Consider the following 15,414-nt stretch of genomic DNA (forward strand, 5'->3'; position numbering starts at 1 on the left):
CCGGCGGAGGCCCTGGCCCCCGCTACCAGGAGTTGCGGCGCCGCCGCCACACGACGAGCATGCCGATCCCACCCGCCAGCGCGACGCCGGCGGCGACGAGCAGCGGCACCGCCCAGCCGGGTCGGGAGGATTTGCCGTCCGACGCGGCGGCCGCCTCGCGGTACGCCCGGGCCAGGACGTTCGAGGGAACACGCTCCACGACGTCCTCGAACCGCGGCACGGCGCTCGCCTCGTCGCCAGCGAAGTAGGCGTCCAGGCCACTGCGGTACAGCCGGTCCGGCTCGCCGAGGCCGTTCTCGATACCGGCGGCGCCGAGCAGCCCGCTTATCGTGGCAACCGGCACCACGAGCCGGGTCGCATCGTCGCTGAGCGACAGGTCGTGGTCGAGCATCCCGACCACCCGGCCCTGTTGGTCGATGGCGATCCCCCCACGCGAGTACACCCCGACGTCCGCGTTGATCCGGTAGACCGAAGACTGGGGGTCCACTTCGGTCACCCGCACCGGTGCGGACCGCACGGTGTAGGTGGCCGAGCGGTACTCGGTGTCGGTGGTGCCGTAGCCGAGGATCAGCAGCGCGGTATCCGGGGCGATCGTGGCGGAGGTGTTCAGTTCGGCAACGGGAAGGTCCGCCTGGTCGAGCGCGACCAGCGCCAGGTTGCCCTCGGCGAGGGGGAGAGCCCGGACGATGGTGCCAGGGATCGCCGGACCGTTGGTGACGTCGCCAATGGCCACGTTCAACTGTCCGTACAGCTTGGCGTCGGGCTCCGTGCCTCGGTCGCGGCCGGTGAAGACCGTGGTCGCCGCACGGCCCTTGGTGTAGCCCTCCACGTCCGCGGGCTTCAGCTGGCCGGCGGCGACGAGCCTCTTGGCGAGCCCAGCGAGCGCGTTGTCCCGCATGGTTTCCGGGGAGGGCTTGACACACTGGCCGTTGGTGAGGACGTGCCCGCCGCGGTTGACGATGACGCCGCTGCAGCGACGGCTGAAGGTGAAGGGCTCAGCGTGCAGCAGGGTGCCGTCCTGCGCGTTGCGCGCGTACCCGCTGATGATGACCTCGAGGAAGACCATCGAGGGCGCAGCGGTGGCGAGGGCATGCTCATCCGGGCTGCGCGGTGCGGCCGCCGCCCAGGGCTCGATCCCGGGTGCCGCAGCTGTGGCGGTCGGGGCGGCCGTGGGCGCGGCTGCCGGCTCGTCGGGCGTCGTGGCCGAGACGGCCCAGAGGCCCGCTCCACCCCCGAGCGCGGCCACCGACAGCAGCGCGGCGACGGCGACCCAGAGGCCGATCGGCCGCCTCGGCGGCTCGGAGGGCTTGATTCGACGTTCCGACGCCACGAACGGGTTGAACGGTGGAGCCTCGGCGGGACTGGCCTGTGTGGGCGACATCTGCAGGTTCTCGCCGGATGCCGGGCCACCGTCGGACGCGGCCGGAGCGGCCGACGCGGGCACCCCCGACGCGGGCACCCCCGACGCCGGCACTCCCGACGCCGGCACTCCCGACGCCGGCACCCCCGACGCAGGCACCCCCGACGCGGGGAAGGCCGACGTGGGCGCGCCCGACACCGGGTGCGGATCCGAGAGGATCGGCTGGCGAGGAATAGGAGTTCCCTGAACCGCCCACGGCGCGTGCGGCATGCCGGTGATCGGCTGCGGCGGGCCAGACACCGACTGCGGCGGGCCAGACACCGACTGCGGCGAGTTCGAAGCCGGCTGCGGCGGGCTAGACACCGGCTGCGGCGGGCTAGACACGGGCTGGGGCGGGCCGGACACCGGCTGCGGTGGTGCGGCGGGCACGGGGTGGTACTCCACGCCGAGCGCCCGGATCAGCTTCTCCGCGCCCGGCCCGGCCTCCGCGGGATATGCCACCCAGGGCGCGGCGGCGGAGAAGTCCGCGTACGTGAAGGCGGGGCCGCTGGCCGACTGGGCGAGAGCGTCAGCGATCCCGGCGAAGGCGTCCCGCCATCCGGGAGTGGCGGCCACGGCGGCGTCCAGCACGGCCACGCTCACGAACCGGCCCTGCTCGTCGATGGCGGCCCAGGCCTTGCCCACCGGTGAACCGCCCAGCAAGTGGGTGAACCTGTAGGGGCCTTCCGGCTGCATGCCAACTCCTCCGCTCGACCGCCAGGCGCATGGTACCGACCGGTGCCACAGTCAGTCGCCCGGCGGTCACCCGTCAGCTCGTCGCCGCCGTCACCTCTTGCTGATCACGACCACTGGCTCCGGTCCGGACGTGACGCGTTGCACGTGATAGTCGGCGAGCGCCGCCTGCCACACTGGCTCACTCGGGTGGGTGTACGCACGGACCAGCCAGACCCGGGTGCCGGGCGGCCGTTTCGCGGCCTGGGCCAGAATCTCGTCGAGTGCGTCCTTGATGGACTGCTCGTCGGCGGCGGCCGGCTTCGGGAGGATCACATCGGCGCGGGTGGGCATCGTGAGGGTCCAACCGACGGTGCCGGTGACCGGCGCGACCAGCTTCAGCGGGTCCTGGTCGGAGTAGAGCGTGAACCCGAACCAGGCGGGCCCACTGACCACGACGAGGTCGTGTGGTCCCTTGTGAGCCGCGACGTACCGGGTCGACGATCCGATGTCGGTGATGGCCTGGTGTGCCCGCCAGACCCCGGGTTCGTCGCCGTCCGTGCGGTACCAGCGGTGGTTGACGGCGGCGAAGCTGGCGAGCAGGACGGCGCAGGTAACGGCGGCCACCACGCCCGGTGGTAGCCGGGGCAGCCCGCGGCGGACCACGGCGACGGTCAGATCGGCCAGACCGATGATGCCGATGCCGGCCACCAGGCCCGCCACCACGATCAGGAAGTGGGACGTGCGCGGGTCGAGCAGGGGGTAGATCCCCGCGACCCCCAGCCCGATGGCCGCCACCGGCAGCAGGAGGACGGCGATCGCCGGGGCGGCGTGTCCGCGTCGGAACAGCGTGAGGACGCCGAGCACGAGGAGGACGGCGAGGATCGGCACTGGTGCGCCGAGCATCGGCGACAGGGCCTTGGCCTGCCGCACGAGGTGTGCGGGCAGTTCGGAGACGCTCGGCAGGAAGGCGTCCCAGTAGTCCCGCATGGCGTCGTTGTTGCCCCGGGCGGACACTCCGAAGTAGACGGCGGCGACGAGCACGCCGGCGACCAGGCCGGCGACGGTCGCCTCGGCCGTCCTCGCCCACTCCCGGCGCACGGCGACGGAGAGCAGCAGCCCTCCGAGGACGCAGACCGCGACGATGGCGGTGGTGTGACTCAGCAGCATGCCCAGGCCCACCGCGGCCACCACCACAGCGAGTCGTCGCCGAGACCAGGAGCGTTCCGTCCAGGTGGCCAGGGCGAGCAGGCAGACCGCCACGGCGGCGTCCGCTGTGTACTGCTTCAGGTCGTGGCGGGTCTGCTGGACCGGCAGGAGCAGGACGGCGAGCCCGGTGACGACGCCGATGAGGATGCCCCGAGCGCGTTCGGACGCCAGCGAGCGGCCCAGAAGGTAGGCCGCGACGACTGTCAGCAGTTGGAAACCCAGGGGTACGACCCGGAGGTGGTCGATGTCCGGGACCAGTCGGAGCAGGAAACTCCACCCGATCGGGCTCGATGAGGTCGTCACCGGCAGATCGGCGAGGGGGAAGCGGACCGAGAGCGCGACCCACGCCTCGTCGCCCCAGTACTGGGCTGTGAGCCACGACCGGATGTCGTTGACGACGAAGAAGGCCCCGACGAGAGCGATGATCGGCAGCGCCTCACCGACCGTCGCCCGGACGCGCCGGGCGGGTGCCGGCGGCGTGACGCGAATGGGCGGGGCGTCCTCGACTGCGACCACGACGCTCCTTCTCGCTGGCGCGATCCTGCTCGCGCTGGACGCCCGCATGTTACGAGTCGTGACGGCTGAGCGGGGGGCGGGGGTGACCCGAGGTGGTTGTCTATGAAAGTTTCTATGCATAGAGTCAGCTCATGAATGAAGGAGCTGTCGCGGCACCCGCTGACCGGGTGCTCGACCTGTTCCAAGGGGTGCGACTCACCCCCACCCAGCGCCGAATCGCGCACTGTCTGGTGCAGCACGCCCCCGGCGTGGCATACCTGTCCGCCGCCGAGGTCGCCGAGCTGGCCGGCGTGAGTCAGCCGTCGGTCACCCGGTTCGCCGTCGCGCTCGGCCACGACGGCTATCCGGCGCTGCGCCGCCGGCTGCGAGACCTCACCGGCTCGACTCCGGGCGGATCGACGGACGCCGGCAATGAACTCCAGCAGGCGGTGCGCGCGGAGATGGGCAACCTGGAACGACTGGCCGGTCAGCTCGCCGACCGGGACCGGATCGCCGAGACCGGACGGTTGCTCGCCGAGAGTCGCCCACTGCCGGTGCTCGGCCTGCGCGCCGCCGCGCCGCTGGCCGCGTACTTCGCCTACTTCGCGGCGAAGGTGCACCCGGACGTACGGGTCCTCGACGACGGCGGCAGCCTGCTCACCGACCGCCTGGAGCAGGCGGCCGAGGCCGGGGCGTCCGCCGTCCTGGCCTTCGTGTTGCCCCGCTACCCCCGGGAAACCCTGGACGCGCTGCGCGACGCCCGCCACGCCGGGTTGACAGTGGTGGCGATCACCGACTCCCCGGTCAGCCCGGCCACCGAGCACGCCGACGTGGTGCTCGCCGCCGCGGTCGGCGCGCAACTCGTCTTCGACCTGCACACCGCCCCGATGACCCTGGCCATGGTGCTGTTGCAGGCGATCTGCGACGCCACCCCGGCCGACACCCAGCGCCGACTGGAGGCGTTCGAAGCCTCCGCGGCCCGCCGACAGTTGTTCCTCGGTTGACCGGAGGAGAACCAGAGATGACCCAGCCCATTCGTGCCGCACGGGGCAGCCAGCTCACCACCCGCGGGTGGCAGCAGGAGGGCGCCCTGCGGATGTTGATGAACAACCTCGACCCCGAGGTGGCCGAACGCCCCGACGACCTGGTGGTCTACGGCGGCACCGGCAAGGCGGCGCGGGACTGGCCGTCGTACCACGCGTTGGTCCGCACGCTGACCGACCTGCGCGAGGACGAGACGATGCTGGTGCAGTCGGGCCGCCCGGTCGGGGTGATGCGCACCCACGAGTGGGCGCCCCGGGTCCTGCTGGCCAACTCGAACCTGGTCGGCGACTGGGCGACCTGGCCGGAGTTCCGCCGCCTCGAACAGCTCGGCCTGACCATGTACGGGCAGATGACTGCCGGTTCGTGGATCTACATCGGCACCCAGGGCATCCTCCAGGGCACCTACGAGACGTTCGCGGCGGTGGCCGCCAAACGGTTCGACAGCACCCTCGCCGGCACGCTGACGCTGACCGCCGGCTGCGGCGGCATGGGCGGCGCGCAGCCACTCGCTGTCACCATGAACGGCGGCGTCTGCCTGATCGTGGACGTGGACCGCACCCGGCTCGACCGTCGGGTGCACGACCGCTACCTGGATGAGGTCGCCGACTCCCTGGACGACGCGATCGCCCGGGTCCGCGCCGCGAAGCGGGAGCGCCGCGCCCTGAGCGTGGGCGTGGTCGGCAACGCCGCCGAGGTCTTCCCGGAGCTGCTGAACCGGGGCGTCGAGATCGACATCGTGACCGACCAGACCAGCGCGCACGACCCACTGGCCTACCTGCCGGTGGGAGTGGAGCTGGCCGAGGCCCGGGACTACGCCGCCGCGAAGCCGGCCGAGTTCACCGACCGGGCCCGCGCGTCGATGGCGACGCACGTGGAGGCGATGGTCGGCTTCCTCGACGCCGGCGCCGAGGTGTTCGACTACGGCAACTCGATCCGGGGTGAGGCGCAGCTCGGCGGCTATCAGCGCGCCTTCGACTTCCCGGGCTTCGTGCCCGCGTACATCCGGCCGTTGTTCTGTGAGGGCAGGGGTCCGTTCCGGTGGGCGGCGCTCTCCGGCGACCCGGCCGACATCGCGGCCACCGACCGGGCCATCCTCGACCTGTTCCCGGAGAACGAGTCGCTGGCCCGTTGGATAAAGCTGGCCGGTGAGCGGGTCGCGTTCCAGGGCCTGCCGGCCCGGATCTGCTGGCTCGGTCAGGGCGAACGGGACCGGGCGGGCGTGCGGTTCAATGACATGGTCGCCTCCGGCGAACTCTCCGCCCCGGTGGTGATCGGCCGGGACCACCTGGACACCGGCAGCGTCGCGAGCCCGTACCGGGAAACCGAGGGGATGGCCGACGGCTCCGACGCCATCGCCGACTGGCCGCTGCTCAACGCCCTGGTCAACACGGCCAGCGGGGCTTCCTGGGTGTCCATCCACCACGGCGGCGGGGTGGGCATCGGCCGGTCGATCCACGCCGGGCAGGTGTGCGTGGCCGACGGCACCGCCCTCGCCGGGCAGAAGATCGAGCGGGTGCTCACCAACGACCCGGCGATGGGCGTCATCCGGCACGTCGACGCCGGCTACGAGAGCGCCCGCGAGGTCGCCGACCGCACCGGGGTCCGGGTCCCCATGACGGAGGGACCCGCGTGACGGACGACCTTTCCGCCCGGTTCCGGGCGCTGTGGGACGAGATCGCGCCGGTCGGGCGGGACGCCGACAGCGGCGGCTATCTGCGGTACGCGTTGACCGAGCCGGAGCGGGAGCTGCGCGCCTGGTTCCGGGCGCAGGCCGAGCGCCGTGCCATGCCGGTCACCGAGGACGGCAACGGCAACCTCTTCGCCCACTGGGGTGACCCGGAAGCGTCCGACGCGGTGCTCACCGGTAGCCACTTCGACTCGGTGCCGCACGGCGGGGCGTACGACGGGCCGCTCGGCATCGTGAGCGCGTTCCTCGCCGTGGACGAGCTGCGCGCCGCGGGCGTCACCCCTGGCCGACCCCTGGTGCTGGCTGCCTTCGTCGAGGAGGAGGGGGCGCGCTTCGGCGTACCGTGTCTGGGGTCGCGGCTGCTCACCGGGGCGCTGTCGGCCGAACGGGCGGCCGGCCTGCGCGACGCGGCCGGGGTGAGCTTCGCCGAGGCGCTCGGTGACCGGCCGGCGGGTGCCCGCCCGGAGTTGCTGGGCCGGTTCGGCGCCTTCGTGGAGCTGCACGTCGAGCAGGGCCGCGCGCTCGTCGACACGGACGCGCCGGTCGCGGTGGCCAGCGCGATCTGGCCGCACGGCCGGTGGCGCTTCGACGTCGTCGGCGAGGGCAACCACGCGGGCACCACCCGGATGGCCGACCGCCGCGACCCGATGTTGACCTACGCCTTCACCGTGCTGGCGGCCAACAAGGAGGCCCGGCTGCGCGGCGCGCACGCCACTGTGGGCCGGGTCGCCGTCGAACCCAACGCCACAAACGCAATCCCGTCGAGGGTGACCGGCTGGCTGGACGCCCGGGCGGCCGACCCGGAGACGCTGACCGGGCTGGTCGACGCGGTACGCGGCAAGCTCGCCGAGCGGGCCCGCCGCGACGGTACGACGGTGACGGTCACCGAGGAGTCGGCCACCCCGGTGGTCGCCTTCGACGGCGGGCTGGCCAACCGCCTGGCCACACTGCTCGACGCGCCGGTGCTGCCCACCGGCGCGGGGCACGACGCCGGAGTGCTCGCCGCGTACCTGCCCACCGCGATGCTCTTCGTGCGCAACCCGACCGGCGTCTCGCACTCCCCCGCCGAGGCCGCCACCGACGACGACTGCGCTGCCGGGGTGCGGGCGCTGGCCCGGGTGCTGGAGGAGCTGACATGCCGGTGAACGACGTGTCGAGCCGCCCCTCGGACGGCACGGAGCCGCGGCGTCGGTGGGTGCGGAGTCTCCGGCGTGGCGAGGTGCCGCATCTCCTGTTGTCGTCCTTTGGAGCTGATGTCGTAAACGAATCAGCCGAAGCGCCCCAACTGCCGGTGTCACCCCGGCCGCCGGTGTCACCACGGCCGCTGATGTCGCAGACGATTCAGCTCCAAAGGAGGCGAGGAGTATGACCACCGCCCGCTGGCTCGCTGAATACGCCTGGCTGCCCGAGCACGCCGAGCCCACGCCCGACGTGCTCATCGAGGTCGAGGACGGCCGGATCGCCGCGGTGACGCCGCTGACCCCCGGCAGCAGACCACCGGCCGGGGTCGAGGTGTACGCCGACGCGGTGCCGCTGCCCGGCCTCACAGTGCCCGGTCTCGCGAACGGGCACTCGCACGCCTTCCACCGGGCGCTGCGCGGGCGTACCCACGGTGGGCGGGGTGACTTCTGGACCTGGCGGGACCAGATGTACGCCGTCGCGGACCGGCTGGACCCGGACACCTACCTCGCGCTGGCCCGGGCCGTCTACGCCGAGATGGCGCTCGCCGGCATCACCTGCGTTGGCGAGTTCCACTACCTGCACCACCGACCGGACGGCAGCGCCTACGACGACCCGAACGCGATGGGCGCGGCGCTGGTGGAGGCCGCCGCGCACGCCGGGATCCGGCTCACACTGCTGGACACCTGTTACCTGACCTCCAGCGTGGACGGTCGGCCCCTCACCGGCCCGCAGCGCCGCTTCGGCGACGGTGACGCGGCCCGCTGGGCCGAGCGGGCCGCGGCGTTCCAGCCGGCGGACCCGCACGCCCGGGTCGGCGCTGCCGTGCACTCGGTGCGGGCCGTCCCGGCCGATCAGTTGCACACTGTCGCCGACTGGGCCCGGGAGCGGCAGGCGCCGCTGCACGTGCACCTCTCCGAGCAGCCCGCCGAGAACGACGAGTGCCGGGCCGTGCACGGGCGCTCGCCCACCGGGCTGCTCGCCGAGCACGGCGTGCTCGGGCCGCACACCACCGCCGTCCACGCCACCCACCCCACCAGCGCGGACCTGTCAGTGCTCGCCGACAGCCAGACCGCTGTGTGCCTCTGCCCGACCACCGAGCGGGACCTCGCCGACGGCATCGGCCCGGCCCGGCTGATGGCCGACGCGGGCATCCGGTTGAGCCTCGGCAGCGACAGCCACGCCGTGATCGACCTCTTCGAGGAGGCTCGGGCGGTCGAGCTGGACGAGCGGCTGCGTACCCGCCGGCGCGGTCACTTCGCGCCACTCGACCTGCTGAAGGCGGCCAGCGTCGCCGGGCACGCCACGCTGGGCTGGGCCGACGCCGGGAGGATCGCGGTGGGTGCCCGCGCCGACCTGGTGACGGTACGCCTGGACAGCGCCCGCACCGCCGGGGTGCCGCCGGTGGGCGCGTTCTTCGCCGCCGGCGCGGCGGACGTCGAGCAGGTGGTGGTGGACGGCCGGGTGGTGGTGGCCGAGGGCCGACACCTGACAGTCGACGTGCCGGCCGAACTGTCGTCCGCGATCGAGGCGGTGACACCCGCATGAGCGGCAGTCTGCTGGTCGACAACATCGGTGAGCTGGTCACCAACGGCGCCGGCGACGGCCCGCTCGGCATCCGCCGCAACGCCGCGGTGCTGGTCGAGGAGGGCAGGGTGGTCTGGGTCGGGCCGTCCGCGTACGCGCCGGCCGCCGACCATCACGTCGACGCCGGTGGGGCCGCCGTGCTGCCCGGTTTCGTGGACAGCCACGCCCACCTGGTCTTCGCCGGGGATCGGGCCGCCGAGTTCGCCGCCCGGATGGCGGGTCAGCCCTACACCGGCGGCGGCATCCGGACCACCGTCGGTGCCACCCGGGCCGCCACCGACGAGGAGTTGCGGGCCACAGTGCGGCGGCTGCGCGGGGAGGCGCTGCGCCAGGGCACCACGACCATGGAGATCAAGAGTGGGTACGGCCTGACCGTCGCCGACGAGGCCCGCTCGCTGCGGATCGCCGCCGAGACCAGCACCGAGACCACCTTCCTGGGCGCGCACGTGGTGCCCGCCGAGTACGCCGACCGCCCCGACGACTACGTGGGGTTGGTCTGCGGGCCGATGCTGGCCGCCGCCGCCCCGTACGCGAAGTGGATCGACGTGTTCTGCGAGCGGGGCGCCTTCGACGTGGACCACGCCCGCGCCATCCTGGCCTGCGGTCAGGCCGCCGGGCTGGGCGTACGGCTGCACGCCAACCAGCTCGGCCCCGGCCCCGGGGTGCAGCTGGGCGTGGAGCTGGACGCGGCCAGCGTCGACCACTGCACCCACCTGAGCGACGCCGACGTGGCCGCGCTGGCCGACACGGCCCACAGCGACGGATCGGGCACCCGCACGGTGGCGACACTGCTGCCCGGCGCGGAATTCTCCACCCGCTCGCCGTACCCGGACGCCCGCCGGCTGCTCGACGCCGGTGTCACGGTGGCGCTGGCGACGGACTGCAATCCGGGCTCGTCGTACACCTCGTCGATGGCGTTCTGCGTGGCCCTCGCGGTCCGCGAGATGCGGATGACCCCGGCGGAGGCGGTCTGGGCCGCCACCGCCGGTGGCGCACGGGCGCTGCGCCGCGACGACGTCGGTGTCCTCACCCCCGGCGCGCGGGCCGACCTCGTCGTCCTCGACGCGCCGTCGTACCTGCACCTGGCCTACCGGCCCGGTGTCCCCCTGATCCGCCAGGTAATACGCAACGGAGTTCCGCAATGACGCACGTGACCATCCAGCCCACCGGGATCACCGCCGACGACGTGTTCGCGGTGGCCCGCGGCACCGCCACTGTCGTCCTCGCTCCGGCCACCATCGACGCGATGGCGACCAGCCGGGCCATCGTGGACGGCATCGAGTCGTCGGGCCGTCCCGTCTACGGGGTCTCCACCGGGTTCGGCGCGTTGGCCAACACCTTCATCGCACCGGAGCGGCGGGCCGAGCTGCAACACGCGCTGATCCGCTCGCACGCCGCCGGGGTGGGCGCCCCGATGCCGCGCGAGGTGGTCCGGGCCATGATGCTGCTGCGGGTCCGGTCCCTCGCCCTGGGCCGATCCGGGGTCCGGCCGCTGGTCGCGGAGGCCCTTGTCGACCTGCTCAACCACGACATCACCCCCTGGGTGCCGGAGCACGGCTCGCTGGGCGCCTCCGGTGACCTGGCGCCGCTGGCACACTGCGCGCTGGTGCTGCTCGGCGAGGGCTGGGTGCTCGGCCCGGCCGGCGAGCGGCAGGACGCGGCGGACGCGTTGACCGCCGCCGGGCTCAAGCCCATCGAGCTGGCCGCCAAGGAGGGGCTGGCGCTGATCAACGGCACCGACGGCATGCTCGGCATGCTGCTGCTGGCCATCCACGACGCGGCGCACCTGTTCGCCATGGCCGACGTGACGGCGGCGCTGGCCATCGAGGCGATGCTCGGCTCGGAGCGGCCGTTCCTGCCCGAGCTGCACGCGATCCGGCCACACCCCGGACAGGCGGCGTCGGCGGCGAACATCCACCGCCTGTTGCAGGACTCCCGGGTGATGGACTCGCACCGCGACGACCTGGCGCACGCCGTGCAGGACGCGTACTCGATGCGCTGCGCGCCGCAGGTGGCCGGCGCGGCCCGCGACACCCTGGACTTCGTCCGCACCGTCGCCGGCCGGGAACTGGTGTCCGTTGTGGACAACCCGGTGGTGCTGCCGGACGGCCGGGTCGAGTCGACAGGCAACTTCCACGGCGCACCGCTCGGCTTCGCCGCGGACTTCCTCGCCATCGCCGCCGCCGAGGTGGGCGCGATCGCCGAGCGGCGGGTCGACCGGCTGCTCGACGTCACCCGCTCCCGGGAGTTGCCGGCGTTCCTCTCCCCCGACGCCGGGGTGAACTCCGGGCTGATGATCGCCCAGTACACGGCGGCCGGGATCGTCGCCGAGAACCGTCGACTGGCCGCCCCCGCCTCGGTGGACTCGCTGCCCACCAGCGGAATGCAGGAGGACCACGTCTCGATGGGCTGGGCGGCGGCCAAGAAGCTGCGTACCGTCCTGGACAACCTGACCAGCCTGCTCGCGGTGGAGCTGCTGGCCGGCGTACGCGGCCTCCAGCTGCGCGCCCCGCTGGAGCCGTCTCCGGCCGGTCGGGCGGCCGTCGCCGCGCTCGGTGCGGCAGCCGGCGAGCCCGGCCCGGACGTGTTCCTCGCCCCGGTGATGGAGGCGGCCCGTGCCGTCGTCGCCGGGCCGGAGTTGCGCGCCGCCATCGAACGGGAGGTCGGCCCGCTGGGCTGATCTCCGGCGGGTCGCTGTCGTCCGCCGCGGGTCAGGCGGCGGGCGACAGCACCTGGTACGCCCGTCAGGCGGCGGGCGGCAGCACCTTGGCGATCAGTTTCGCCAGCTCGCGCAGCGCCTTGCCCCGGTGACTGATGGCGTCCTTCTCCGCCGGGGTCAGCTCCGCGTTGGTCCGGTCCTGTCCGTCGCCCAGGAAGATCGGGTCGTAGCCGAACCCACCGTCACCGCGAGGCGCGCGCAGCACCCGCCCGGACTGCCGCCCGTCGACGAGATGCTCCTTGCCGCCCGGCAGCACCAACGCGACGGTGCAGACGAACGAGGCCGCCCGCTGCTCGTCGGGCACGTCGCCGATCTGGTCCAGCACCAGCTGAAGGTTGGCCTGGTCGTTGCCGTGCTGGCCCGACCAGCGGGCGCTGAACACCCCCGGCATCCCGTTGAGCGCGTCCACAGCGAGCCCGGAGTCGTCGGCGATGGTCGGCAGGCCGCTCTGCCGGCAACCCTCCCGCGCCTTGATGAGCGCGTTCTCGCCGAAGGTCAGGCCGGTCTCCGGCAGCTCCGCGTACTGCTCGATGTCGTCCAGCCCGAGCAGGGCGATCCGGTGCGCGCCGAGCGCGCCGTCCAGGATCCGCTGAAGCTCGATGAGCTTCTTGCGGTTACGGGTGGCGAGCAGGACCTTGTTCATGCGAGTGCCTTCCGCTGGGCTTCGGCCAACTCGGAGCAGCCGGCGACGGCCAGATCGAGCAGGGCGTCGAGCTGGTCGCGGGCGAACACGCCCGCCTCGCCGGTGCCCTGCACCTCGACGAAGTCGCCCGCACCTGTGCAGACCACGTTCATGTCCACCTCGGCGGCGACGTCCTCCTCGTAGCAGAGGTCGAGCCGGGCCTCCCCGGCGATGATCCCCACGCTGACCGCGGCCACCGAGCGGTGCATCACCTTGTCCGGCTTGCCGGCCAAGGACTTGCGGGCGGCAAGCCAGCCCACCGCGTCGTGCAAGGCGACGTACGCGCCGGTGATCGCGGCCGTGCGGGTGCCGCCGTCGGCCTGCAGCACGTCGCAGTCGAGCACTATCGAGTTCTCGCCGAGCGCCTTGAGGTCGATGCTGGCCCGCAGACTACGGCCGATCAACCGGGAGATCTCGTGGGTACGGCCACCGACCCGACCCTTGACGCTCTCCCGGTCGGAGCGGGTGTTGGTGGCCCGGGGCAGCATCGCGTACTCGGCGGTCACCCAACCGAGCCCGGAACCCTTGCGCCAGCGGGGCACCCCCTCGGTGACGCTCGCCGTGCAGAGCACCCGGGTGCCGCCGAACTCGACGAGCACCGAGCCCTCCGGATGGGTGCTCCAGCCTCGGGTCAGGGTCACCGGTCGAAGTTGAGAGGGCCCTCGCCCGTCAGGTCGCGCCATGCCTGCACCCTATGCGGTACGGCAATCCACCTCGCTCGCGGTGCCCCGGGGAACGTCCGCGCCGCACACACCGGGGAACCCGGCGACCGCGGCCCGGCCTCGGTGAACCGGGCGTGCTGCGTCAGACCTCGTAGCTGGCGCCGGGCCGAACCACCTCGAGCGGCCCGGTGTACGCGGAAGCGGCCGACTCCAACGTGTGCGCCTCGCTGCCCCAGGCGGGCACCAGGTGGGTGAGCAGCAGCCGACCCACCGCTGCCTTGGTCGCCGCCTCGCCGGCCTCCCGACCGGTCAGGTGCAGATCCGGCGGATTGTCCATGCCGTCGAGGTAACTGGCCTCGCAGAGGAACACGTCGGCGTTCTGGGCCAGCCGCAGCAGCGACTCGCAGGGCGCGGTGTCCGACGAGTAGCACAGCGAACGGCCGTCGTGCTCCAGCCGCACACCGTACGTCTCGACGGGGTGATTGACCCGGTCGACGGTGACCGCGAACGGACCGATCGGGAACGTGCCCGGCTGGAGCGCGTAGAACTGGTACACGTCCTCCACCGAACCGTCGTCGCCGTAGGCGGCGCTGAGCCGGTCCGGAGCGCCGGCGGGCGCGTACACCGGCAGCGCCGGGTACGGGCCGTCCGGGGCGTACCGGCGCACCACCACGTACAGCACGGCGTCGAACATGTGGTCGCAGTGCAGGTGGGTCAGCAGGATGGCGTCCGGGGCGTGCAGCCCCGCGTACCGCTGGAGGCTGGACAGCGACCCCGAGCCGAAGTCGACCAGGAGCCGAAAGCCGTCGGCCTCGACGAGGTAGGCCGAGCAGGGCGACTCGGGGCCAGGGAAGCTGCCGGCACTTCCCAGAACGGTCAGTCGCATCGAGTGGTCTCGCTGTCACTATCAGTAGCACCCGCACCGGCGATGGTCCCGGCCATGATCTCTACCGACGCGTACGCCACGCTGCGCAGCCTACGCTGGCGCACCCGGCAGCAAGAATCATCCAACGGAAGTTGTCACGAACGTGACACACGCTCGCGGTACGCCGCGATGCGTACGGGCCGCCGACGAATGTCGACGGCCCGTAGTCGGCAGACCAGATCGGTCAGGCCCAGAGCTGCCCCTCCAGGGCGTCCTCGGCATCGGCGAGTGTGCCGCCGTACGCGCCGGTGGACAGGTATTTCCACCCGCCGTCGCAGACCACGAAGGCCACGTCGGCCCGCCGGCCGTCGCGCACCGCCTCGTGCGCCACCGCCAGCGCGGCGTGCAGGATCGCACCGGTGGAGAACCCGGCGAAGATGCCTTCCACCTCCACGAGCTGGCGGGTGCGCAACACCGCGTCCCTGGTGCCGACCGAGAACCGCCGGGAGAGCACCGAGGCGTCGTAGAGCTCCGGAACGTACCCCTCGTCGATGTTGCGCAGGCCGTAGACCAACTCGCCGTAGCGCGGCTCGGCGGCCACGATCTGGATGCCCTCGACCTTTTCCCGCAGGTAACGCCCGGTGCCCATCAGGGTGCCGGTGGTGCCCAGCCCGGCCACGAAATCCGTGATGCTGGGCAGGTCGTGCAGCAGCTCCGGCCCGGTCGTCTCGTAGTGCGCCCGCGCGTTCGCCTCGTTGCCGTACTGGTAGAGCATCACCCAGTCGGGGTGCTCCACGGCGATCTGCTTCGCCGTGGCGACCGCCTGGTTGGAACCACCCGCCGCCGGCGAGAAGATGATCTCGGCCCCGTACATCCGGAGCAGCTGCACCCGCTCGGTGGAGACGTTCTCCGGCATCACGCAGACCAGCCGGTAGCCGCGCAGCTTCGCCACCATGGCCAACGAGATGCCGGTGTTGCCACTCGTCGGCTCGAGGATGGTGTCACCGGCGCGGAGCCGGCCAGCCTCCTCCGCCGCCCGGACCATGAACAGCGCCGCCCGGTCCTTGATGCTGCCGGTGGGGTTGCGGTCCTCCAACTTGGCCCAGAGCCGCACCGGAGGGGCCCCGTCGGGCACCGTCGGGGAGAGTCGGGGCAGGCCGACCAGCGGCGTACCCCCACAGGCGTCAAGCAGGCTGTCGTACCGCGCCATGGCG

Annotated in this window: 12 protein-coding genes; 6 read left to right on the forward strand and 6 right to left on the reverse strand. The window is 72.8% G+C overall.

Annotated elements, in window-relative coordinates; genetic code table 11:
* Positions 1-22: 22 nt before the first annotated feature.
* Together OG992_RS14950 and OG992_RS14955 are read right to left on the reverse strand one after the other, a co-directional pair.
* A complete protein-coding gene (locus OG992_RS14950) occupies positions 23-2,095 on the reverse strand; it encodes a trypsin-like peptidase domain-containing protein (protein WP_266303534.1) in 2,073 nt (690 codons plus the stop codon).
* 90 nt (positions 2,096-2,185) lie between these two features.
* On the reverse strand, positions 2,186-3,796 hold the full coding sequence (locus OG992_RS14955) for a DUF6541 family protein (RefSeq protein WP_266303535.1): 1,611 nt from the start codon (positions 3,794-3,796) through the stop codon (positions 2,186-2,188).
* 131 nt (positions 3,797-3,927) lie between these two features.
* Here OG992_RS14955 and OG992_RS14960 point away from each other — a divergent pair, with 131 nt between their 5' ends.
* From OG992_RS14960 to hutH, 6 genes are all read left to right on the forward strand, one after another.
* A complete protein-coding gene (locus tag OG992_RS14960; RefSeq protein ID WP_238683404.1) occupies positions 3,928-4,779 on the forward strand; it encodes a MurR/RpiR family transcriptional regulator in 852 nt (283 codons plus the stop codon).
* Positions 4,780-4,796: 17 nt separating this feature from the next.
* A complete protein-coding gene (hutU, locus tag OG992_RS14965; RefSeq protein ID WP_238683405.1) occupies positions 4,797-6,452 on the forward strand; it encodes a urocanate hydratase in 1,656 nt (551 codons plus the stop codon).
* The gene (locus OG992_RS14970) at positions 6,449-7,651 is read left to right on the forward strand and encodes an allantoate amidohydrolase (RefSeq protein WP_266303536.1); all 1,203 of its coding nucleotides are present in this window, start codon (positions 6,449-6,451) and stop codon (positions 7,649-7,651) included. The genes hutU and OG992_RS14970 overlap by 4 nt, the downstream gene beginning before the upstream one ends.
* Before the next feature lie 220 nt (positions 7,652-7,871).
* Complete coding sequence (locus OG992_RS14975) at positions 7,872-9,233, forward strand: formimidoylglutamate deiminase (RefSeq protein ID WP_266303537.1); 1,362 nt, start codon at positions 7,872-7,874, stop codon at positions 9,231-9,233.
* Positions 9,230-10,417 (forward strand): imidazolonepropionase, encoded by a 1,188-nt coding sequence (gene hutI, locus OG992_RS14980; protein ID WP_266303538.1) that lies wholly within the window; start codon positions 9,230-9,232, stop codon positions 10,415-10,417. Before OG992_RS14975 ends, hutI begins: the two co-directional genes overlap by 4 nt.
* Positions 10,414-11,952, forward strand: a complete 1,539-nt coding sequence (gene hutH, locus OG992_RS14985) for a histidine ammonia-lyase (protein WP_238683409.1) — start codon at positions 10,414-10,416, stop codon at positions 11,950-11,952. The genes hutI and hutH overlap by 4 nt, the downstream gene beginning before the upstream one ends.
* A gap of 64 nt (positions 11,953-12,016) precedes the next feature.
* Here hutH and rdgB read toward each other — a convergent pair whose 3' ends face one another.
* From rdgB to OG992_RS15005, 4 genes are all read right to left on the reverse strand, one after another.
* Positions 12,017-12,634, reverse strand: a complete 618-nt coding sequence (rdgB, locus tag OG992_RS14990) for an RdgB/HAM1 family non-canonical purine NTP pyrophosphatase (protein ID WP_266303539.1) — start codon at positions 12,632-12,634, stop codon at positions 12,017-12,019.
* The gene (rph, locus tag OG992_RS14995) at positions 12,631-13,356 is read right to left on the reverse strand and encodes a ribonuclease PH (protein ID WP_238683411.1); all 726 of its coding nucleotides are present in this window, start codon (positions 13,354-13,356) and stop codon (positions 12,631-12,633) included. The genes rdgB and rph overlap by 4 nt, the downstream gene beginning before the upstream one ends.
* Before the next feature lie 121 nt (positions 13,357-13,477).
* The gene (locus tag OG992_RS15000; RefSeq protein WP_238683412.1) at positions 13,478-14,221 is read right to left on the reverse strand and encodes an MBL fold metallo-hydrolase; all 744 of its coding nucleotides are present in this window, start codon (positions 14,219-14,221) and stop codon (positions 13,478-13,480) included.
* Between the two features lie 223 nt (positions 14,222-14,444).
* Complete coding sequence (locus OG992_RS15005; RefSeq protein WP_238683413.1) at positions 14,445-15,410, reverse strand: PLP-dependent cysteine synthase family protein; 966 nt, start codon at positions 15,408-15,410, stop codon at positions 14,445-14,447.
* Between the last annotated feature and the right edge of the window lie 4 nt (positions 15,411-15,414).

Origin of the sequence: Micromonospora sp. NBC_00362 (assembly GCF_026342155.1) — a bacterium.
GTDB classification, from domain to species: domain Bacteria; phylum Actinomycetota; class Actinomycetes; order Mycobacteriales; family Micromonosporaceae; genus Micromonospora; species Micromonospora hortensis.

Excerpts from the sequence above, each read along its gene's own strand:
- rdgB (WP_266303539.1), bottom strand. The coding sequence starts at position 12,634 with ATGAACAAGGTCCTGCTCGCCACCCGTAACCGCAAGAAGCTCATCGAG.
- OG992_RS14960 (WP_238683404.1), top strand. The coding sequence starts at position 3,928 with ATGAATGAAGGAGCTGTCGCGGCACCCGCTGACCGGGTGCTCGACCTG.
- hutI (WP_266303538.1), top strand. The coding sequence starts at position 9,230 with ATGAGCGGCAGTCTGCTGGTCGACAACATCGGTGAGCTGGTCACCAAC.
- OG992_RS14950 (WP_266303534.1), bottom strand. The coding sequence starts at position 2,095 with ATGCAGCCGGAAGGCCCCTACAGGTTCACCCACTTGCTGGGCGGTTCA.
- OG992_RS15000 (WP_238683412.1), bottom strand. The coding sequence starts at position 14,221 with ATGCGACTGACCGTTCTGGGAAGTGCCGGCAGCTTCCCTGGCCCCGAG.
- OG992_RS14975 (WP_266303537.1), top strand. The coding sequence starts at position 7,872 with ATGACCACCGCCCGCTGGCTCGCTGAATACGCCTGGCTGCCCGAGCAC.
- rph (WP_238683411.1), bottom strand. The coding sequence starts at position 13,356 with ATGGCGCGACCTGACGGGCGAGGGCCCTCTCAACTTCGACCGGTGACC.
- OG992_RS15005 (WP_238683413.1), bottom strand. The coding sequence starts at position 15,410 with ATGGCGCGGTACGACAGCCTGCTTGACGCCTGTGGGGGTACGCCGCTG.
- hutH (WP_238683409.1), top strand. The coding sequence starts at position 10,414 with ATGACGCACGTGACCATCCAGCCCACCGGGATCACCGCCGACGACGTG.
- hutU (WP_238683405.1), top strand. The coding sequence starts at position 4,797 with ATGACCCAGCCCATTCGTGCCGCACGGGGCAGCCAGCTCACCACCCGC.